The sequence below is a fragment of the Rummeliibacillus stabekisii genome, assembly GCF_007988965.1.
GTDB lineage: Bacteria > Bacillota > Bacilli > Bacillales_A > Planococcaceae > Rummeliibacillus > Rummeliibacillus stabekisii.
This window is the reverse complement of record NZ_BJVD01000001.1, coordinates 475,686-496,668: the sequence shown is the minus strand read 5'-3', so window position 1 is coordinate 496,668 and position 20,983 is coordinate 475,686. Positions and strand designations below refer to the sequence as shown.

Annotated in this window: 25 protein-coding genes; 23 read left to right on the top strand and 2 right to left on the bottom strand. The window is 37.1% G+C overall.

What is annotated here, in order from left to right; translation table 11 throughout:
- Nucleotides 1-7: 7 nt before the first annotated feature.
- From dnaJ to RST01_RS02450, 14 genes are all read left to right on the top strand, one after another.
- Nucleotides 8-1,141: a molecular chaperone DnaJ gene (gene dnaJ, locus RST01_RS02515; RefSeq protein WP_147193839.1), complete on the top strand. Its 1,134-nt coding sequence runs from the start codon at nucleotides 8-10 to the stop codon at nucleotides 1,139-1,141.
- Nucleotides 1,142-1,160: 19 nt separating this feature from the next.
- Entirely contained in the window at nucleotides 1,161-2,099 is a 939-nt protein-coding gene (gene prmA, locus RST01_RS02510) for a 50S ribosomal protein L11 methyltransferase (protein WP_147193838.1), read from the top strand.
- Nucleotides 2,100-2,116: 17 nt separating this feature from the next.
- On the top strand, nucleotides 2,117-2,854 hold the full coding sequence (locus RST01_RS02505) for a 16S rRNA (uracil(1498)-N(3))-methyltransferase (RefSeq protein WP_147193836.1): 738 nt from the start codon (nucleotides 2,117-2,119) through the stop codon (nucleotides 2,852-2,854).
- Between the two features lie 15 nt (nucleotides 2,855-2,869).
- Nucleotides 2,870-4,204, top strand: a complete 1,335-nt coding sequence (gene mtaB, locus RST01_RS02500) for a tRNA (N(6)-L-threonylcarbamoyladenosine(37)-C(2))-methylthiotransferase MtaB (RefSeq protein ID WP_147193835.1) — start codon at nucleotides 2,870-2,872, stop codon at nucleotides 4,202-4,204.
- Between the two features lie 81 nt (nucleotides 4,205-4,285).
- A complete protein-coding gene (locus RST01_RS02495; RefSeq protein ID WP_147193833.1) occupies nucleotides 4,286-5,125 on the top strand; it encodes an N-acetylmuramoyl-L-alanine amidase family protein in 840 nt (279 codons plus the stop codon).
- A 234-nt stretch (nucleotides 5,126-5,359) separates the two neighbouring features.
- Nucleotides 5,360-6,163: an SDR family NAD(P)-dependent oxidoreductase gene (locus RST01_RS02490; RefSeq protein ID WP_147193831.1), complete on the top strand. Its 804-nt coding sequence runs from the start codon at nucleotides 5,360-5,362 to the stop codon at nucleotides 6,161-6,163.
- Between the two features lie 148 nt (nucleotides 6,164-6,311).
- Nucleotides 6,312-6,980: a deoxyribose-phosphate aldolase gene (gene deoC / locus RST01_RS02485; protein WP_147193830.1), complete on the top strand. Its 669-nt coding sequence runs from the start codon at nucleotides 6,312-6,314 to the stop codon at nucleotides 6,978-6,980.
- 118 nt (nucleotides 6,981-7,098) lie between these two features.
- Nucleotides 7,099-7,272 (top strand): 30S ribosomal protein S21, encoded by a 174-nt coding sequence (rpsU, locus tag RST01_RS02480; RefSeq protein ID WP_004227078.1) that lies wholly within the window; start codon nucleotides 7,099-7,101, stop codon nucleotides 7,270-7,272.
- 377 nt (nucleotides 7,273-7,649) lie between these two features.
- The gene (locus RST01_RS02475; RefSeq protein WP_147193828.1) at nucleotides 7,650-8,390 is read left to right on the top strand and encodes an NfeD family protein; all 741 of its coding nucleotides are present in this window, start codon (nucleotides 7,650-7,652) and stop codon (nucleotides 8,388-8,390) included.
- A 10-nt stretch (nucleotides 8,391-8,400) separates the two neighbouring features.
- Entirely contained in the window at nucleotides 8,401-9,405 is a 1,005-nt protein-coding gene (gene floA / locus RST01_RS02470) for a flotillin-like protein FloA (RefSeq protein ID WP_147193827.1), read from the top strand.
- 23 nt (nucleotides 9,406-9,428) lie between these two features.
- Complete coding sequence (locus RST01_RS02465; protein WP_147193826.1) at nucleotides 9,429-9,884, top strand: YqfB family membrane protein; 456 nt, start codon at nucleotides 9,429-9,431, stop codon at nucleotides 9,882-9,884.
- A 50-nt stretch (nucleotides 9,885-9,934) separates the two neighbouring features.
- Nucleotides 9,935-10,174 (top strand): hypothetical protein, encoded by a 240-nt coding sequence (locus RST01_RS02460; RefSeq protein WP_066786320.1) that lies wholly within the window; start codon nucleotides 9,935-9,937, stop codon nucleotides 10,172-10,174.
- A gap of 5 nt (nucleotides 10,175-10,179) precedes the next feature.
- Nucleotides 10,180-11,346, top strand: a complete 1,167-nt coding sequence (locus RST01_RS02455; RefSeq protein WP_147193824.1) for a sporulation protein YqfD — start codon at nucleotides 10,180-10,182, stop codon at nucleotides 11,344-11,346.
- The gene (locus RST01_RS02450; protein ID WP_147193822.1) at nucleotides 11,300-12,256 is read left to right on the top strand and encodes a PhoH family protein; all 957 of its coding nucleotides are present in this window, start codon (nucleotides 11,300-11,302) and stop codon (nucleotides 12,254-12,256) included. The genes RST01_RS02455 and RST01_RS02450 overlap by 47 nt, the downstream gene beginning before the upstream one ends.
- 41 nt (nucleotides 12,257-12,297) lie before the next feature.
- Here the strand turns inward: RST01_RS02450 and RST01_RS02445 are convergent, their stop codons facing one another.
- On the bottom strand, nucleotides 12,298-12,939 hold the full coding sequence (locus RST01_RS02445) for a GDSL-type esterase/lipase family protein (RefSeq protein WP_186806988.1): 642 nt from the start codon (nucleotides 12,937-12,939) through the stop codon (nucleotides 12,298-12,300).
- Nucleotides 12,940-13,558: 619 nt separating this feature from the next.
- Here RST01_RS02445 and RST01_RS02440 point away from each other — a divergent pair.
- From RST01_RS02440 to recO, 6 genes are read left to right on the top strand one after another with little or no spacing between them, the layout of a single operon-like run.
- On the top strand, nucleotides 13,559-15,673 hold the full coding sequence (locus tag RST01_RS02440) for an HD family phosphohydrolase (RefSeq protein WP_147193819.1): 2,115 nt from the start codon (nucleotides 13,559-13,561) through the stop codon (nucleotides 15,671-15,673).
- Between the two features lie 16 nt (nucleotides 15,674-15,689).
- Nucleotides 15,690-16,178 carry an rRNA maturation RNase YbeY gene (gene ybeY / locus RST01_RS02435; protein WP_147193817.1) on the top strand — a complete coding sequence of 163 codons (489 nt, stop codon included), beginning with the start codon at nucleotides 15,690-15,692 and terminating at the stop codon, nucleotides 16,176-16,178.
- Nucleotides 16,165-16,521: a diacylglycerol kinase family protein gene (locus RST01_RS02430; RefSeq protein WP_147193815.1), complete on the top strand. Its 357-nt coding sequence runs from the start codon at nucleotides 16,165-16,167 to the stop codon at nucleotides 16,519-16,521. Before ybeY ends, RST01_RS02430 begins: the two co-directional genes overlap by 14 nt.
- A gap of 16 nt (nucleotides 16,522-16,537) precedes the next feature.
- Entirely contained in the window at nucleotides 16,538-16,945 is a 408-nt protein-coding gene (locus tag RST01_RS02425; protein ID WP_147193813.1) for a cytidine deaminase, read from the top strand.
- Nucleotides 16,932-17,843 carry a GTPase Era gene (gene era, locus RST01_RS02420; protein WP_147193811.1) on the top strand — a complete coding sequence of 304 codons (912 nt, stop codon included), beginning with the start codon at nucleotides 16,932-16,934 and terminating at the stop codon, nucleotides 17,841-17,843. Before RST01_RS02425 ends, era begins: the two co-directional genes overlap by 14 nt.
- Nucleotides 17,844-17,864: 21 nt before the next feature.
- On the top strand, nucleotides 17,865-18,692 hold the full coding sequence (recO, locus tag RST01_RS02415) for a DNA repair protein RecO (RefSeq protein WP_147193809.1): 828 nt from the start codon (nucleotides 17,865-17,867) through the stop codon (nucleotides 18,690-18,692).
- Between the two features lie 85 nt (nucleotides 18,693-18,777).
- On the opposite strand, the gene RST01_RS02410 is transcribed toward recO, so the two are convergent.
- Nucleotides 18,778-19,092 (bottom strand): hypothetical protein, encoded by a 315-nt coding sequence (locus tag RST01_RS02410; RefSeq protein WP_147193807.1) that lies wholly within the window; start codon nucleotides 19,090-19,092, stop codon nucleotides 18,778-18,780.
- A gap of 287 nt (nucleotides 19,093-19,379) precedes the next feature.
- Between RST01_RS02410 and RST01_RS02405 the strand changes: the two genes are divergently transcribed.
- The 3 genes from RST01_RS02405 to RST01_RS02395 all read left to right on the top strand — a co-directional run bounded on the left by RST01_RS02405 (nucleotide 19,380) and on the right by RST01_RS02395 (nucleotide 20,977).
- Complete coding sequence (locus RST01_RS02405; protein WP_147193805.1) at nucleotides 19,380-19,835, top strand: hypothetical protein; 456 nt, start codon at nucleotides 19,380-19,382, stop codon at nucleotides 19,833-19,835.
- Between the two features lie 29 nt (nucleotides 19,836-19,864).
- Nucleotides 19,865-20,473 (top strand): YgaN family protein, encoded by a 609-nt coding sequence (locus tag RST01_RS02400; RefSeq protein ID WP_147193804.1) that lies wholly within the window; start codon nucleotides 19,865-19,867, stop codon nucleotides 20,471-20,473.
- A 183-nt stretch (nucleotides 20,474-20,656) separates the two neighbouring features.
- Complete coding sequence (locus RST01_RS02395; protein ID WP_066786355.1) at nucleotides 20,657-20,977, top strand: ArsR/SmtB family transcription factor; 321 nt, start codon at nucleotides 20,657-20,659, stop codon at nucleotides 20,975-20,977.
- Nucleotides 20,978-20,983: the final 6 nt, after the last annotated feature.

Here is a 20,983-nt window from a genome sequence, read left to right as displayed (position 1 = left end):
GTGAAAGATGGAGAAACGCGATTATTATGACGTCTTAGGAATTAGCAAAACGGCTTCTCAAGACGAAATAAAAAAAGCATACCGTAAGTTATCAAAACAATATCATCCTGACATCAACAAAGAGGAAGGCGCAGATGAAAAGTTCAAAGAAATCGCTGAAGCATATGAAGTATTAAGCGATGAACAAAAAAGAGCGCGTTATGACCAATTTGGCCATCAAGATCCTAACCAAGGCTTTGGCGGATTTGGCGGCGGATTTTCAGGTGCTGAAGGTTTCGGTGGCTTTGAAGATATTTTCAGTACCTTCTTTGGCGGTGGCGGCCGTAGCAGAAGAGATCCGAATGCACCACAAAAAGGCGATGATCTGCAATATCGCATGACTATTAGCTTTGAGGAAGCAGTATTCGGGAAAGAAAAAGAAATTGAAATCCCTCGGGAAGAAACATGCGAAACATGCCATGGTAACGGTGCAAAACCGGGCACGTCCAAAGAAACATGCTCACACTGTAATGGTTCTGGGCAAATTTCAGAAACAGTCAATACACCGTTCGGTCAAATGACAAATCGCCGTACCTGTGGCTATTGCGAAGGAACTGGCCAAATCATTAAAGAAAAATGTCCAACATGCCATGGTGCAGGAACAGTTAAAAAACGTAGAAAAATCAAAGTCAATATTCCAGCAGGTGTAGACGATGGTCAACAATTACGTATAAGCGGCCAGGGAGAGGCTGGGAAAAATGGTGGCCCTTCAGGTGACTTATATATCGTTTTCCATGTACGTGCACACGAAAAATTTGAGCGTGATGGCGACGATATTTATTTGAAATTGCCAATCACCTTCCCTCAAGCAGCCCTTGGCGACGAAATTGAAGTGCCAACAATCAACGGCAAAGTAAAAATGAAAATCCCTGCAGGTACTCAATCAGGCGACCACTTCCGCTTAAAAGGAAAAGGTGTTAAAAACGTGCATGGCTATGGCAATGGAGATCAACACGTCATCGTTCAAATCAAAACACCAAATAAACTAACTGAAAAGCAAAAGGAACTACTTCGAGAGTTCGCAAATATTTCTGGAGATATCCCAGAAGAACAAAGCAGTTCATTAATTGATAAATTGAAGAAAAAATTTAAAGGCGAATAATTAGAGGAGTGATTTGCAAGTGAAATGGTCGGAAATTTCGATTCATACTGCCAATGAAGCAGTAGAACCTATTTCAAATATATTATATGAAGCTGGGGCAAGCGGTATAGTTATTGAAGATTCTCAAGAGCTAGCAAAAACAAGAGAAAATGTATACGGAGAAATTTACGATTTAGACCCGTCAGACTTTCCGGTAGATGGAGTTGTCGTGAAAGCATATTTGCCTGTTACCAGTTTTTTAGCAGAAACAGTAGAAGAGATCAAGCTTGCAATCACAAATCTCCATCAATTTGATATAAATATTGGAGCTAATGAAGTTACCACAAGTGAAGTACAAGAAGAAGATTGGGCAACTGCATGGAAGCAATACTATCATCCTGTTAAAATATCAAATCGTTTCACCATCGTTCCATCATGGGAGGAATATAAGCCAGTTGAGAGTGATGAATTAATCATCGAGTTAGACCCTGGCATGGCATTTGGTACAGGAACACACCCGACAACAGTTCTTAGTTTGCAGGCGTTAGAAAAGTATATTAAGCCAAGTTCTACCGTGATTGATGTCGGCACAGGCTCAGGCGTATTGGCAATTGGCGCGGCGCTCTTAGGAGTGAAAAGCGTTCATGCCTTAGACTTGGATGAAGTAGCAGTTCGCTCAGCGAAAGAAAATGTTGTTTTGAACAAAGTTGAAAATAGTATTAATGTGGTACAAGGAAATCTTCTAGATACAGTAAAAGAACCAGCAGACTTAGTTGTTGCAAATATTTTGGCAGAAATCATCATGACATTTACGAATGATGCTTACTCTATTGTGAAACCAGGTGGATACTTTATCACTTCTGGGATCATAGAAGGGAAAAAAGAAGACGTAAAAAAATCACTGCTTGATGCTGGCTTTGACATCGAAGAAGTGATGATGATGGAAGACTGGGTTACAATTATTTGTCGTAAATCCTAATAGGGTGGAGTGGTATAATGCAAAGGTATTTTATAGAGCAACCCTTTAATGATGAAGTAGCCACGATTCGAGAGGACGATGCGCATCACATTATCAATGTGATGCGCATGCGTCTTGCTGATGAGCTAATCGCTGTACATAATGGAGAAGCATTCGTCTGCAAGATAACAAAGATAGATAATGGTTCGGTCGAAGTGCAAAAAACAGGCGAAGTGCGTCCGAACACAGAGTTACCAATCCATGTAACGATTGCATGTGGATTGCCTAAGGGAGATAAGCTTGAACTTATCGTACAAAAATCAACAGAACTTGGTATGTACGATTTTATCCCATTTGAAGCAGAACGTTCCATTGTAAAATGGGATGCGAAAAAAGGGAAAAAGAAACAAGAACGACTTCAAAAAATTGCAAAAGAAGCAGCAGAGCAATCACATCGAACGCATATTCCAACAATTCATGAACAGTATAGCTTTAAACAGCTATTGCAAGTTGTAGGAGATTATGATGTTGTATTTCTTGCAGATGAAGAAGATGCTAAAGAAACTACGCGAACGCGATTTGCCGAAAGATTAAAAAAGGTGTATGATTATAAATCAATGCTTGTGATTTTCGGTCCTGAAGGTGGGATTGATAGATCTGAAGCCCAAGCACTACAACAATTAGGATGTCAGAGTATCTCGCTCGGACCTAGAATATTAAGAGCAGAGACAGCGCCACTGTACGTTTTATCTGCTATATCATATGAATTTGAATGAAAGAGGTGAGCAGCCTTGTCATCAGTGGCTTTTCACACACTTGGTTGTAAAGTGAATCACTATGAAACAGAAGCTATTTGGCAACTGTTTAAAGATGAAGGCTATGAACGGAAAGATTTTGATCATCAATCGGACGTATATGTAATCAATACATGTACTGTAACGAATACAGGCGATAAAAAAAGTCGCCAAGTGATTCGCCGGGCGATTCGTCAAAACCCAGACGCAGTCATCTGTGTAACTGGTTGTTATGCTCAAACATCTCCTGCTGAAATTATGGCAATTCCAGGAGTAGATATTGTCGTGGGTACACAGGATCGTATGAATTTGCTTTCTTATATCGAACAATACAAAAAAGAGCGTCAACCTATCAATGCTGTAAAAAACATTATGAAAAACCGTGTTTATGAAGAGTTGGACGTGCCTTACTTTACAGATCGCACGCGAGCGTCTTTAAAAATTCAAGAAGGATGTAACAACTTCTGTACATTTTGTATTATACCTTGGGCGCGTGGGCTGATGCGTTCTCGTGATCCGCAAGAAGTTGTTCGTCAAGCGCAACAATTAGTGGATGCAGGCTATTTAGAAATTGTCTTAACAGGAATTCATACAGGCGGTTATGGCCAGGACCTTAAAGATTACAATTTAGCGCAGTTGCTTCGTGATCTTGAAGCGAATGTGAAAGGGTTAAAACGTTTGCGAATTAGCTCAATTGAAGCTAGCCAGTTGACTGACGAAGTAATCGAAGTGTTAAGAGATTCTAAAATTGTCGTCAACCATCTTCACATCCCAATCCAATCAGGATCAGATACTGTATTAAAACGCATGCGCCGCAAATATACAATGGAATTCTTCGGTGAGCGCCTTGATCGCTTGCGTGAAGTTTTACCTGACTTGGCTATTACATCAGATGTTATTGTTGGGTTCCCAGGCGAGACAGAAGATGAATTTATGGAAACATACAATTTCATTGCTAAACATCAATTTGCAGAATTGCATATCTTCCCTTACTCAAAACGGACAGGAACACCTGCTGCACGTATGGAAGATCAGATTGATGAAGAAATCAAAAATGAACGTGTTCACCGCTTACTGACATTAAATGATCAGTTGGCAAAAGAATACGCCTCTAGATTTGAAGACCAAGTCCTTGAAGTCATCCCGGAAGAAGTGGTTCAAGAAGGCAAAGATACCGGGCTTCTTACTGGCTATACAGCAAACTACATGAAAGTAGTTTTCGAAGGTAGTGAGGACATGATTGGCAAGTTAGTGAAAGTTAAAATTGAAAAAGCCTACTATCCGCATTCTTATGCACAATTTGTGCGTGTGATGGACACAGTAGAAGTATAAAGAAAATAACAGAAAGCCTAGCGAGACGAATGCTAGGCTTTTTGTTATAGTTAGGAGTAACACAAGAATTGAGGCGATTGAATGAAAAAATTAGCACTATCCTTAATCATCTTGGCATTTATTATTTCTGGCATTACATTAATTGTAAATTATAAAACCAACGAAGGTTTAGTAAACACCCAACAAACTCACCAAAAAAACCAAAAAAATGTGGCTAAAGAAAACCCCAAAGATCACATGAAATCACAGGAAAAGAAAAAGAAAGAAGCTCCACATAAGAGAAAGAAAAAACGATTGGTCATTACGATTGACCCTGGACATCAATTGAAAGCGAATGTTGGACAAGAGCCAGAAGCTCCACATTCTTTACAAACCAAATATAAAGCAACAGTAGGATCTATAGGTATTACAACAAAAAGACCAGAGTACGCTGTTACATTAGAGGCTGCAAAAAAGTTATCTGCACAACTAAAGAAAAAGGGATTTAAAACGATTCTGACAAGACATACGAATGATGTGGATTTATCCAATGTAGAACGTACCAAACAAGCGAACAAGAATAAATCATTTTTGTATATTAGAATTCATGCTGATGGAGCTGAAAATCCAAATGCTTCTGGCTTTTCTGTGATTGCGCCCGCAAAGAATGAACATACAACTTCTTTCTATAAAGAAAGCAAGTGGGCAGCAGAGGATATTTTAAAACAAGTCTCTCACAGGACGGATATTTACCAAAATGGCATAAGCTATCGTGGTGATCAAGCCGGTTTTAATTGGTCAAAAGTACCAGTTGTTTTAGTTGAATTAGGTTTTTTAACCAACCCTAATGATGAAAAAAGACTGTTAGACAGGGATAAACTTGATAAGTTAACAGTCGATATTGCTAAAGGTGTTGAAATTTACTCGAAACGAAAAAAATAATTAACTATTACCGAACAAATTAATTTGAAATCTAATATTTAAGTGTTAAAATATATTAGTAGAAATAATTAAGTCTATATCACATTACCAACCCTATAATCGCACATACTACCTTTCATAAAGAGTAGTTAATTATGGATTATTAGCTTTGGAATGTCGATTGAAACAATTGATCAGCGGGGATAAAGGTCCCACTGATAAATAGGTTTCATTTTAATTTGGGAGGTTTTTTGAATGGGACGAGTAGAAGGTAAAGTAGCATTAGTGACAGGCGGTGCATCAGGTATTGGTTTATCATCAGCTCAATTGCTTGCAAAAGAAGGAGCAAAAGTAGTTATTGGTGATTTTAATATAGAAGGTGCCAAAAAAGAAGCTGAAGCATTGAAACAACAAGGTTTTGAAGCAACAGCAATCTTTTTAGATGCTGGAAACGAAGATTCTATTAAAGAAGCAGTAGAATTCACAGTCAACACATACGGTACCATCACTACTTTATTTAACAACGTAGGCCTAACTAATCTACGTAAAGATTTAGATGTTGTGAATATGGATTTAGATGAATGGGATCGTTTGATGAACGTTAACTTAAAATCTGTATTGCTTGGTTCTCGATTTGCTATTCCATATATGCAAAAAGCGGGCGGCGGTTCAATTATTAATACAACATCTATGGCTGCCTTTGCATCTGATGCGGTACGTTCAGCATATGGTGCATCAAAAGCAGCAGTAGCTCAATTAACAAAATACATTGCTACTCAATACGGCAAAGATAAAATCCGTTGTAATGCAGTGGCACCGGGATTAATTTTAACTCCTGCTGCTAAGAACAATATGCCACAAGGTATGTTAGATATTTTCTCTAAATATAATGCTTTACCTTATCATGGTGAACCAAATGATATTGGCTATACTGTTGTATTCCTTGCATCAGATGAGTCAAAATTCATGACAGGACAAGTATTGCAAGTTGAAGGCGGTCACTATATCGCAAACCCATCTATTGCAGATGTTCAAGCTTGGACAGAACAACAAAAATAATAATATTAAAATCCATATGCCCAGCATATGGATTTTTTTATTCTACTTTGGGTAAGTGGTTTTAGTTCTTCTTTTTTATGGATAAACTATATTAAGTCATGGTAGACTTTAGAGGTACGTACAACTTTATTTAAAGGAGAATTTCCAAATGGCTAAAAATTATGCATCATATATCGACCACACATTATTAAAACCCGAAGCAACAGAGGAACAAATCAAAAAGATCTGTGCAGAAGCAAGAGAATATAACTTTGCATCTGTTTGCATCAATCCTTCTTGGGTTAGTCTAGCAGCCGAAGAATTAAAGGGTGCTGACTCTAAGGTGTGTACAGTAATTGGATTTCCTCTAGGAGCTTCAACATCAGCAACGAAAGCATTTGAAACAAAAGATGCCATCGCTAATGGCGCTGACGAAATTGATATGGTCATTAATATAGGCGCTTTAAAGAGCGAACAATATGATGTAGTAGAAAAAGATATAAAAGCTGTTGTTGATGCAGCAGACGGTGTGTTAGTGAAAGTTATTATTGAAACTTGCCTACTATCTACAGAAGAAAAAATCAAAGCATGTGAACTTTCAATCGCAGCTGGCGCTGACTTTGTAAAAACTTCTACTGGTTTTTCAACAGGAGGTGCGACAGTTGAGGATGTTGCATTAATGCGTAAAACAGTTGGAGAGCATACAGGTGTAAAAGCATCTGGCGGCGTGCGAAGCCTCGAAGATTTAGAAGCAATGATAGAAGCAGGAGCTACAAGAATAGGTGCAAGCTCTGGCGTACAAATCATGAAGGGCAACCGTGCAAAAACTGACTATTAATTGAAGCAATAGTATTGACCAAAACCTATTAATAAGTTATACTTTTTTAGTACACAATGATATGACGTATGATTTTATTATTGTGTTTTGACGTGTGTTCGGAGGGAGGGAAAGAGAGATGTCAAAAACTGTCGTTAGAAAAAACGAATCGCTTGAAGATGCTCTTCGCCGCTTCAAACGTACTGTTTCTAAAAGTGGTACAATTCAAGAGGTAAGAAAACGCGAATTCTATGAAAAACCTAGCGTAAAACGCAAAAAGAAATCAGAAGCTGCACGTAAACGTAAGTGGTAATTTAAATTCCTAGACAATCCCTACGTTCTAAACACGCACTATCATGATTTATAAACTCGCAAATGAACTAAGCTGAGAAGTCTTACTAGATTTCTCAGCTTATTTTTTTGAAAGAAAGCAATAAAATTACTCCAAGGAACTAGATATTACTTTGGCTAGATGTGATATTTTCAGTTTTAATCTACAAACTCTTAAAGTATAAGACAAATAAGACATATTATAAATATTTCTTAAATCGCAGTGTAATATAATACACAAGCTTAAATTATGCTACATATCGACCAATTTTAAATGAAAATAAAATGAAACTTCTAGCACTTTCAAACGTAAGTTAGAGTATAAGCTTGTGCGAAGAGGAGGGATCACATACATAACTAATGAAAAAGATCATCATTATATTAATTTGTACGCTATCAGCCGCATTTATTGCGGAACCTAGCTTTGCAGCCCAAGTCTCTGCCGCTTCTTTACCTGGCTGGCAACTTTTTATGACCCATCCCATAACGGTAACAGTGTTACTGTCGCTCGCCAGTTTCGGCCTTGTATTGCAGCTATTTTCACCGCATTTTGGTTTTGGAGGAATACTCAGCATCGTTGCATTGTTGATATTTTACGTCGTTCATTTTATTGCAGGCTTTGCATCTTGGCTAGGTATTATAATGCTTCTAATTGGTGTTGGGCTTGTTTTATTGGAATTTTTACTGCCAGGCGGCATAGTCGGCATTATTGGTTTTGCGGCAATCATTGTCAGCTTGATAAGTTCAGGCGCAAATACAACGCATATGGCTTATGCAGTCTTGATTGCTCTTATTATAGCAGTCGTAGGAATGGTGATTATGATGAAATTTTTCGGCAAAAAACTAAATTTGTTGAACAAAATGGTGTTAAAAGATTCAACCGATACAGAACATGGCTATGTATCAAATCTGAATCGCACTGATTTACTTGGAAAAGTGGCCGTTACCGCTACGCCACTTCGTCCCTCTGGCACTGCCATGTTGGGGGATGAAAGAATCGACGTGGTTACGGAAGGCGGCTATATTGAAGCGCATAGAAATGTAATCATTATTAAAGTAGAAGGCGTCCGTATTGTTGTACGGGAGTCTGAAAACGTATAGGAGGATTAGAATGGCCATTACAGGTAGTTTTATCTTTACAATTATCGGCATTGTTGTTGTCTTTTTGGCTTTAATTATTTTATTTACTTTTGTACCAGTTGCTCTATGGATTTCGGCCCTTGCAGCTGGCGTTAAGGTAAGCATTTTCACATTAATTGGTATGAGGCTGCGCCGGGTTATTCCTTCTCGTATTGTCAACCCGCTCATTAAAGCCCACAAAGCAGGACTTCCTGTTACAATTAATCAATTGGAAAGCCATTATTTAGCAGGTGGTAATGTAGACCGTGTTGTAAATGCATTAATCGCAGCGCATCGTGCGAATATCTCGCTTACTTTTGAACGTTGTGCAGCCATTGATCTAGCGGGCCGTGATGTTTTAGAAGCTGTTCAAATGTCTGTAAATCCAAAAGTTATTGAAACGCCATTTATTGCAGGGGTTGCAATGAATGGGATTGAAGTAAAGGCAAAAGCTCGTATTACAGTACGAGCAAATATTGAACGTCTAGTCGGTGGTGCGGGTGAAGAAACAATTGTAGCTCGTGTTGGCGAAGGGATTGTAAGTACTATCGGTAGTTCAACAAGTCATACAGAAGTTTTAGAAAACCCTGACTCCATTTCTCAAACGGTATTATCAAAAGGCTTAGATTCAGGTACTGCGTTTGAAATCTTATCTATTGATATCGCGGACGTAGATGTAGGCAAAAATATTGGGGCAGAACTTCAAATCGAGCAAGCCCAAGCGGATAAGAATATTGCACAAGCGAAAGCGGAAGAACGTCGTGCTATGGCTGTTGCATCCGAACAAGAAATGATTGCGAAAGTACAAGAAATGAAAGCTAAAGTAGTAGAAGCAGAAGCAGAAGTGCCGATGGCAATGGCAGAGGCGCTTAGAACCGGTAACATCGGTATTATGGACTACATGAATTATAAAAACATCCAAGCTGATACAGGGATGCGTGATTCAATTGGCAAAATGAATCAACAACATGACGGTGGTTCATCTACTGAAAGCTAAGCCTTTGAAAGGAAGCGTTTTGAATGGAAGCACTAATATTCTTGATTATTACATCACTGGTGGGTTACCTTTTCAAAAATAAAGATGATGATGCTTCAAAAACAACGCCTCCAATTAATCGAAAAATAAAGCGTGTTGATCCATCAACACCAAATCGTACGCGTCAAAAAGCAGAAGAATATACACGTAAAGCGATTGGCGAGCTTGAAGGCAAGATGCCTAGGAGTATGCAAAAGCGTGCCGCAGAGACGGTTGAAAAGGCATTGCCAAAAGCTCAGGAATTGATTGAAAGGCAATCGGTAGGAAGAACGCAAAATCCTATTTTTGAAAAGCATAAACATACCACAACTGTACCTACAGAAATAAAGAAAACAGTTGATAAGAAATCAACCGGTTTCAAATTTCCACAAAGTACAAATGAAATGGCAAATGCCATCATCATGGCTGAAATTTTAGGCCCACCAAAATCTAAAAGATAACACATGACCTCCTCCCTTCTAGCATATGCTAAAAAGAGAGGAGGTTTTTTATGTCGAAAAGGCTATTGCAAATAGTGCCGCTGATCGAAATCGAAAACTTCCAGGGAATTCGAATCAGAGGGGATATATTGCTAGAAGCTATTCATGATCATCAAATGGTATTCATTCATGAAAATTTTAAGATAAAGATAGAAGCTGATTCATTTCATGTCAATCTTCTCCGAGATGAATTATTGGCGCTTGATATGAGCAATGTAAAAAAAATTGAGCTTACCAGAATTGAGGATTAGGGATAATGAAAAAAAGCAGAGATTATCGTATGATAGAAATTTGCATAAAACGCACAAAGAAAGTAGAAGCTTTCTTAAATGCTTTAACTAAAAATAATATTATACTTAGAAATTTACGTCTTTCTGAAGAAGAAGTCCGATTTGAAACCATTCGGAAGCATCTAAAAACGATTCGAAGATTGCGTTACCAATACGGTGTTACGTTTCACATTGAGTCTTTAGATGATAATCAAATTTTAAGGAAAGAATGGACTGTATTTGCCGGCATTTTGATTTTGCTCTTCATACCATTTTTCTTTTCACAATGGATTTGGCAGGTGTCCATCGACAATGCGACTCCTGAGCAAGAAGATGAATTATCTGAAACATTGCATGATTTAAACTTAGACGGCCCCATTATGAAAAAAGATAAACCGGACGATTCAGTGATTCGGCAATATATCCTATCAAAACATCGGGACCTTTCATGGGTTCATATCCATCGGAAAGGCAGCAAAATGAGTTTTGAGCCATTAAATGCACCAGCTGTAGATCAAGAAGAAGAAAAGAGTTCAATGAAAGGTGAATTATATGCTAATAAAAGTGGCGTAATTACACACTTTAATCTACAAAGGGGAGAGCGAGTAGTCGATGAAAATGATGCAGTAAAAAAAGGAGACCTCTTAGTAACTGGTATTTTAAAACAAGGTGAAAAAGCAATTTATTATGGTGCAGATGGAGAAGTGTATGCGGATTATTGGATTGAGTCAACATTTACTATGCCCCAAAAAATCACATACGGAACAATGGGTGAAAAAACGTATCATTTTAGATGGGCAAATGAAAAGAAGAGCCCAAATGAATGGAAGGTCGTTAACTTACCAAAATGGCTATCTTCAATAGGTGAAGTATCTATTGAGCAAGAACAGATTGACAAAAAAGTAACACTTGATAAGAATGCGGTAGAAGATATGATTGTTCCCTTGCTACATCAAAAATATTTACGGGACTTGCCGCCGAAAACAGTCATCAAAAAAGAAAAACTTTTGAATGTTACCATTGATAATGATACAGTAAAAGGGAAAGTTTTATTTTTAATAAATGAGAATATTGCGGTAAAAAGTGCGATAACCAAGGAGATTGAGAATGACAGAACAACAACCGATCCAACTCAAAATGCAAGATCCGAATGAAGCAGTCATGCTACTTGGCATATCGGATGCCAATTTGAAATTAATCGAAGAAGCTTTTCAAATCCAAATGATTACCCGTGGTGACAGTATTGTCATTGTCGGTGATGAAGAAAATAAACAACAAGCAAGTGAGTTAGTTGAACAGTTGCTGAAAGTGATCCGTAAAGGTATAAATATCAATCAACGTGATGTAGTCTCAGCTCTTGAAATGTCCAAAAGTGGTACAATGGAGTACTTTTCTGAGCTATATGATGAGGCGATTGGCCGCAATACAAAAGGAAAGATTATCCGTGCTAAAACCATCGGCCAGCGAGAATATATCCAAGCGATTCGCCATAAGGATTTAGTTTTTTGTATAGGGCCAGCTGGTACAGGTAAAACATATTTAGCTGTCGTGATGGCGACACAAGCTTTAAAAAATGGGCATGTAAAACGTATTATTCTAACAAGACCAGCTGTTGAGGCTGGAGAAAGTTTAGGTTTCTTGCCAGGCGATTTGAAAGAAAAGGTAGATCCATACTTAAGGCCTCTCTACGATGCATTGCATGATGTTTTAGGTGCTGAACAAACTGCCCGTATGATTGAACGTGGCACCATTGAAATCGCACCTCTTGCCTATATGAGAGGCAGAACACTGGATGATGCGTTTGTGATTTTAGATGAAGCACAAAATACAACAGAAGCACAAATGAAAATGTTCCTTACTCGTTTAGGATTTGGCTCCAAGATGGTTATTACAGGAGACGAGACACAAATTGATTTACCTCACGGTGCTAAGTCAGGTCTCATCAGCGCTGAAAAAACATTGCGCTATGTAAAAGATGTTGAAATTAAGTTTCTAGAGCAAGCTGATGTAGTGAGACATCCACTTGTTGCAAAGATTATCCAAGCATATGAACAACAAAAATAAGAAAGAGTAGCGAATCTCTCGCTACTCTTTTTTTCTGGAATTCAATACTCTAGAGGTGCATAGCCAAGCTTAGAAAAAGTTAAAGCCATTTGATGATAGCCCTCTTGGTTAGGATGAACTCCATCTTTTGATAAGAGCGCCTTTTCCTTACCGCTAAAGACATGATAGACATCTGCCACTTTGATATTCTTTTGTTTTGCGAATCTTGAAATGGCGATGTTAAATGTTTTTATTGCTTCATCCGCCACTGGTATATGAGGAAATGGGTTATATAAGTTCATTAATCTCAGGATAGATGGATTTTCTTTATCTATTATCTGGATTTTTTTGATGATTTTAGAGTAATTCTCTTGAGATTGTTGCATCGCATGAATCACACTTTCTTTGTCATTATGCCTTAGAAGATTCTTTGCTGCATTAATTAAATCATTTCCACCTGCTGTAATCGTGATAATGTTTGCGCACTTAATAGCTCTTCCAACAGTTGGGGAATCGAGCATATTTAATATATCTCCTGTGGTTGCGCCAGACTTTCCGAATTTGTGAAGATAAATACGCTTTTCCAATGTATGCTCACTCAGTTTTCTATAAAACTCTGGGAATCCTGAATTGAGGAAAGGGATGCCGATTCCAGCAGTAAGGGAATCACCTATTGCAATATATTGTAAAGAATTGTAAGTCATCATACACCTCGAGTCTTTTCTTTATTTTTATATCTTATGACTTTTTTGACACAAATGTGCCTATAGGTTAATTACTCAATGTAAGGACATGAAAAAATACATAAATAAAGAAAGATAAGATTTTGATGAAAGTGGAGAAAAATTAAGTTATGAAGAAATAGAGTGCTGAAATTCTATCTGAAGGCAGTAATAAGAAAATAGGAGAGTGTTTATATGGAATTATCTTTGTCATGATTTCAATCGATGAATCATAAAAATGTCCACCAGGAATAGATAATGTTATTAAAAATTTAAAATAGGGAGTATTGAATTTCAGTAACTGGTTTAGCTTAATGTAAGCACTAATGTTAGTGATATGAAAAGGGGAATTGAAAGAGCATAAAACAAGAAATATCAAGAATGGTGAATCCACCATTCTTTTTTATTTTATAATGAATATGGGAGTAGGCTATATGAAGCAACGCACAACCACTAAGAGAGCTCATTTAGATGAAAGGAACTCTATTTAATTTAAATGGAAATTTATTTAATTTTTTTAATATATTATCCTTTATCACCAAAATAAAGCTGGAAAATCTTTGCCTAATTGGTATAGTAATATTAGATGGGAGGCGCTTTAATGAGTAATTTTATTCGGACATTAAACAGATATATACGTTTTCCTATACTTTTAGCGATTCTGTTAATAGTAGCTGGCATTCTACAATTTGCTTTGACAGTTAATGATATAAAGGGAGAGCATTATGATCTAAAGTTATTTCAGCTGTCACCTGAAACAATAAGATCTGCCAAAACGGTAGAGGATACCGAAAAGACAGAAGCAGATCGAGAAAGAATTGCATCTGAAGTAAACCCTGTCTATACCTTTTCAACAGAAATAGGGAAGAATCAAGTAACACTGTTGAAAACTACCTTTGATTACATAATAGAAGCAAAGCAAAAGGTTGAAAAAGTAACAAAAAAATCTAAAAAAGAGGATCAAATAAATAAATTAAGAGCAAAACTAGACAAAATTGATCAAAGTGGACCAAGTGTAAGGTTGACTGAACAAGAAATTGTCACATTGCTTGCACAGGATGAAGATGGTTTAAAGAATACGCAAGATGCCTTAGTTTCAATTGTTAGCAAGCAAATGGCAGAACCGATTAGGGAAGAACAACTGACTGATGCGAAGGGAAGTGTGGAGCGATCGGTTAGAGGAAGCTTTTCGATACCTGATGCTGTTCGTACGATCGCCATTACACTCGCAAGGTCGTCGATAGTTGCGAATGATAAAAGAGACGGAAGGTTGACCAAAGAGCGTATTGAACAAGCGAAGGCAAATGTTGATCCAACGCGTATACTACAAGGGCAGATTATTGTACAGGAAGGCCAATTAATTGACCGTGAAGTCTATCATCAATTAGAAATTACAGGCATGCTGATTAATCAAAAATCCCCAAAACCAATTTTAGGATTAGCATTATTCGTTTTATTGCAAATGGCTTTCTTTTATATTGCTTTATATCATGAGAGAGATGATAAGGAAACTAAAACGCGCCATGCTATGATTACAATGATTATTTATTTGGCGTCTATCATCGTAATGAAACTATTAAACCTAATATCTAGCGAGTTTGATGTAATCGTAGGCTTTTTATTCCCGGCTACTATTTTGCCTATGATGTTCCGTATCCTAATTAATGAGCGTATTGCTATATTAGCAACAATTATGTCTGCAGCCGTGGCAGGAATTATATTTCAAAAAGGCTATTCTTCTGTACTGCAAATGGAAGTTTCGCTTTACATTATTTTTAGCGGTTTGGCGAGTATTTACTTTATGCGCAATGTTAGAAAAAGATCAAGCGTAATGACAACAAGCTTGGGAGTCGCTTGTGTGAATATTGCATTTATCGCATTTTATCTTCTTTTATCGCAGTCGAATTATGGACCGAAAGAACTGTTGTTTTATCTAAGTGCCGCCATTGTTTCAGCTATTGTATCTGGTGCTTTAATGCTTGGTTTATTGCCATTCGTCGAATCAGCTTTTGGTATGTTGTCGACTTATAGGCTAGTGGAGCTTTCCAATCCAAACCATCCATTGCTCAAGAAAATTTTAGTCGAAACACCAGGCACATATCATCACAGTGTAATGGTTGCAAATTTAGCTGATGCTGCCTGTGAAGAAGTGGGGGCGAATGGTCTTTTAGCTCGTGTCGGATGCTATTATCATGACATTGGTAAAACAAGAAGGCCAGGCTTTTTTGTTGAAAACCAGATGGGCAGCAATCCGCATGATAACTTGCCGGCAGTAACAAGTAAAGATATTATTATCGCCCATGTAGAAGATGGTGTTAAAATATTAGAAAAGCATAAAATGCCAAAAGAAATTGTCGACATTGCAAGACAACATCATGGGACAAGCTTAGTGAAGTTCTTCTATTATAAGGAGAAGAAAGAAAACCCTGATGTGAATGAAGCGGACTATCGTTATGCAGGACCGAAGCCACAAACGAAAGAAATTGCTATAATAAGCGTAGCAGATAGTGTAGAGGCAGCAGTGCGTTCGATGAAAAATCCAACTGCTGATGCTATTCAACAGCTGATCCACAGTATTATCCAAGACAAATTACAAGACGGCCAGTTTGATGAATGTGATATATCCCTTCGTGAGTTGCAACGAATTGAACATGTATTTTGTGAAACATTAAAAGGGATCTTCCACTCGAGAATTGAATACCCGAAGCCAGAATAAGATGAGGAGATAACATATGAGCTTGAACATCGACTTTTTAGATGAAACAGAAAAAGTAAAAGAAAAAGATATTGAATTGGTTGAAAAACTATTGCAGCACGCTGCAAAGATATTAGCGATTGAGGATGAGGCTGAATTATCAGTAACATTTGTTACTAATGAAGCGATCCATGAAATTAATCGTACCTATCGTCAAAAGGATGCACCGACAGATGTTATTTCTTTTGCTTTAGAAGAAATAGGCGAGGGAGAAACACCAATCATTGCGGAAGGTATGCCTCGCGTGTTAGGAGATATCATTATTTCAACCGACCGGACAATTGAACAAGCAGAGGAGTATGGACATTCTTTTGAGCGTGAACTAGGCTTCCTTGCTGTTCATGGTTTCTTGCACTTGCTTGGTTATGACCATATGAATCCTGAAGATGAGCGCGTAATGTTTGGTAAACAAGATGAGATTTTAAATTCATTCGGTTTGACTCGCGATGAGAATGGACATTCGTAAATTTTTCCGTTCGTTTACATTTGCAGTAGCGGGAGTTAAGCAAGCATGGCGCGAACAGAATTTTCGTTTTGATATATTTGCGGGATTGCTTGCCATTTTTTTAAGTATTTTTACTGGCTTATCACAGATGGAATGGATTGTCGTTATCCTGTTGATTGCCTTGATGCTTAGCTTAGAAATGATTAATACGGCGATTGAGAATGTAGTTGATCTTGCTTCGCCTGATATTCACCCGCTAGCTCGCGCTGCAAAAGATATTGCGGCGGGTGCTGTATTTGTTTTTGCCTGTGCGAGTGTTATAATCGGAATACTCATCTTTTTGCCAAAGTGGATGAATCTATGAATTTGAGGTGTATAAAATGGAGAAACAACAATTAATGGACCTTGCGAAAGAAGGAAGAGAAAAGGCTTACGTTCCCTATTCAAAATTTAAAGTGGGAGCAGCCTTATTAACAGAAGATGGCAAAGTCTATCAAGGCTGTAATATTGAAAATTCTGGGTACTCTATGGCGAATTGTGCTGAACGTACTGCTATTTTCAAAGCAGTTTCAGAGGGAGAAAGAAACTTCAAGGCAATTGCAGTGGTTGCAGATACAGAAGGACCTTGTGCACCATGCGGAGCATGCAGACAGGTTATGTCTGAATTCTTCCCAAAAGATATGCCAGTATACTTAACTAATATGAAAGGCAATGTACTTGAAACAACTGTTGCTGAGTTGTTACCAGGCGCCTTTTCACCGGAGGATTTAGTGAATGCAGGAAAATAAAGAATTTAAATCAGGATTTGTTACCATAGTAGGGAGACCCAATGTAGGGAAATCAACATTTTTGAATCGAGTTATCGGGCAAAAGATTGCAATCATGAGCGATAAGCCTCAAACAACCCGTAACAAAGTGCAAGGTGTCTATACAACTGAAGATGCCCAAATGATTTTCATCGATACACCTGGAATCCATAAGCCAAAGCATAAGCTAGGCGAATTTATGTTAAAGGTTTCAAAAAACGCATTACGTGAAGTAGAAGCCATTATGTTTATGGTCAATGCAACACAAAAAATGGGTGCAGGTGACCGTTTTGTCATGGAAATGTTAAAAGGGACAAAGACACCTGTTTTTTTAATTGTTAATAAAATTGATGCCGTACATCCTGATGAATTGTTATCAATAATTGACGCATACAAAGCTGAGTTTGATTTTGCTGAAATTATACCTATTTCTGCACTGCAAGGCAATAATGTGGATAAATTATTAGAAACATTGAAGAAATACTTGCCTGCTGGGCCGCAATATTATCCAGCAGATCAAGTGACTGATCACCCTGAACGTTTTATCATTGCTGAGTTAATTCGAGAAAAAGTATTACATCTTACTCGCGATGAAATACCCCACTCAGTGGCTGTTGAAATCGAAAAGATTGCTAAAGATGAAAACAAAGACCTAGTGCGTATTAACGCATCTATCATTATTGAACGCGATTCGCAAAAGGGAATTATCATTGGTAAGCGCGGAGCTCTTTTAAAAGAAATCGGTACACGTGCAAGGCATGATATCGAAACATTGCTTGGCAGTAAAGTATATTTAGAACTATGGGTCAAAGTTCAAAAAGATTGGCGTGACCGTGCATCGCAACTGCGAGATTATGGCTATCGCGAAGATGAATACTAAACGACTAGGAAGTGAGGACAATTGCTGAACAAATGGGAAGGGATTGTCTTAAAAACCAAAGCATACGGAGAAACAAATAAAGTAGTAACTATTATGACAAGGGAAGTTGGCAAAACAGCAGCTATGGCAAGGGGAGCAAAAAAGCCGCAAAGCCGTTTAGCTGCCATTAGCCAACCATTTGTTCATGGTATTTTCATGATTCAACAAGGTCGGGGTATGGGTACTTTGCAGCAAGGAGAACCACTTGAAAGCATGCGTCATATACAAGAAGATATCACAGCTACAGCTTATGCAAGCTATGTAGTTGAAATCATCGACCGACTGATTGAATCAGACCGTCCAGAGCCTTATGCATTCGATATTATGGTGCAAGCTCTCCATGCGATTGAGGAAGGTTACGATCCTGAATCGATTGCCATGTTTGTGGAGTGGAAAATGCTTCCCTATACAGGCGTACAGCCAGTATTACATGCTTGTGCTAGCTGCGGAGCAGTGGAAGGGGAATTTGCTTTTTCCTTTTCTCAAGGTGGATTTCTATGCCATCGGTGTTTTCGTCTAGATCCGTATCTCATTCGACTAACGCCAACACAGGTTAAACTCATACGCATGTTCTATACAGTACCGATCGACCAAATTGGTAAACTGACATTAAAAAAAGAGACAAAGCAATTTATCCGTAAAATTGTGACGACCATTTATGAAGAACAAACAGGCATGCGTTTTAAGAGCCGCTCTTTTATTGAACAATTAGAACGAACGCCATTGTTATTTAATAAGCATATGGACAGTGAAAAACCGGATGAGGGTCAGCCTGATAAAGCATTACAAACTGATGAGGATAATGAATAAATGCTGAATGCTTAGAGATTATTGAATTTATTTGTTATATAAAAAAAGAGTCACTCTTTGTAGGAATGACTCTTTTTTTTCATAATTACCTTATGCCTGTATTTATATTCTTTAAAATAAATAAAGATAAGGCATGAACAACAAACGTGCCAGTTACCAATAACCATATAGCTGTTTTATAGCTTTCTAAAGAAAAAGGTAAAACATAACTATCGATTAAATCTATAACAAACCAGCCCAATAAAATTAATGGAAATGCAATTCTGTAAGATATGTTCAATATTTTTTCGCCTTGCTCGTTATGATTTTCTCTACTGAATTGGAATTTTAGACTGTAAATTACACTTATAAAAAACGATATTATATATCCGAAAATTGCTATCTTTAACATACTCCCCATTATGTTCTCTCCTTTAATCCCTCATCATATACTTTATATTTAAAAGATTAAAATAAATCATGCCTACATTAATTGTTTCATTTAGTCTAACAAGTCTTAAAGTATTTATATACCATAATTTGAAATTTATAAAATTATATATAATTATAAGAATATTTTATTGTATTATTAAGGGAGAGCTAATTAGTTATAAATAGAGGGATTTTTCAATAGCAAAAACGAGTATTACGGTTTAAAAATGTCATGGCAAAAGTTTCACATACCTAATAAGAAAAAGGAGCAATGGATTGAAAAAGAAAATAATTTATCGCATTGTTGCTTTCTTTTTAATGATAGGCGGATGTATCTATTTTTATAATGACTACAAAACAAAAAATCTACTGCAAGATGTATTACATATTGAACAATATAAAAATAAAGATCGAATAACGATAATGGAAGATACAAAATATGAAAAGATAAAAAGTGAAGATTTTATAGTGAGTATTGACGAAAACAACGCAAACTTCAAAAGCCTCTTGAATGTATTAGAAAGTTTGAATATTAAAAGAAACGTTAAAGTGGAACCTTCAGGTACGGAATACATGTTTATCGTCCGCCATAATTATCTACCGAATTATATCTCAATTTATGAGAATGGTGTATTACTTTATGAAGACAAAGTTTATAGAATACAAGGCCAAGATTCATTGAAAAGATTGCTGAAGATTATAAAAGAGTGCTTTACCGATATAGACAATTAAAAGACGAAAATAATCCGAGGAGAGAAAATATGAAGAAATGGTTTTTCTTATTCATTTGTTGCTGCTTATTATTAATCGGATGTTCAAATGAAAAAAAAGTAAGCACGAATGGACATACAAAAATCTCAATAGAGCCCTACTCATTAAGTGATAAAGAAGAATCACTAATGATGTATGCTGGAGTAAGCCAAATAGAATTCTTTCAGTTTGATGGTGAATTGGGGCAGAAGGATGATTTAGAATTCAAAATTGAGCATTATAAAAAAGGAAAATTTAAAGGGGAATTAACTTCCATGTCAAACATGGTAGAAAGTAAATACAAAAATACTCTTTTCTCCTTTGCCATTGATAATAATATAGATTATAAAAGAACATCTTTAAAGTTGATTATGGGTACGCCATCTGGAATTGCCACTACGAATTTCTCTAATAATATGAAAGGGTATTCTTTTGAATCACTAGTAAACGAGCGTATTACGTTAAAGAAGAACAAACCCGTTTATTTAGCAGCTTGGTACGGGACTTCTGAAAATCATTTAAGTTCGCCCAGCAGTAAAAATGGAGAGCTGCCACAAGGTATTCAGGATGTAGAAGAAACTATTTTATACAGTGTTGTTTGGAAGGCGAAAGATAAATAAAGAATGAAAGAGAGCTTTTGTAAAAGGTTCTCTTTTGTTAAAGTTGTTCTGAACTACTATTCCGAACAGAAAATTTTGTTGACTTTCCGCACATATCTTTGACTTGCATGTTTAACAACAATATAATATGTGTATATATGAATATATACACATATTATATTGAATAAGAAGGGGGCTTTTCCATTGAAAGAGGAACCGCTATCAAAAGAACCAGAAGATTTGGATGAAGAAAGTCTATTCCTTGTAGCGCAAACTTTTAAAGCTATAAGTGATCCAACAAGGATACGAATCTTAAATTTACTTTGCCAAAAAGAATTCTCGGTCAATGAATTGAGCGAAAAGCTGCACCTAAAACAATCTACTGTATCCCATCAGTTACGTTTCTTAAAAAATCTACGTTTAGTGAAATTTCGCCGTGAAGGGACGACCATCATCTATTCACAGGATGATGATCATGTGATGCAGATACTGCAGCAGACGATTGACCATGCGACGCACAATTAGGAGGGA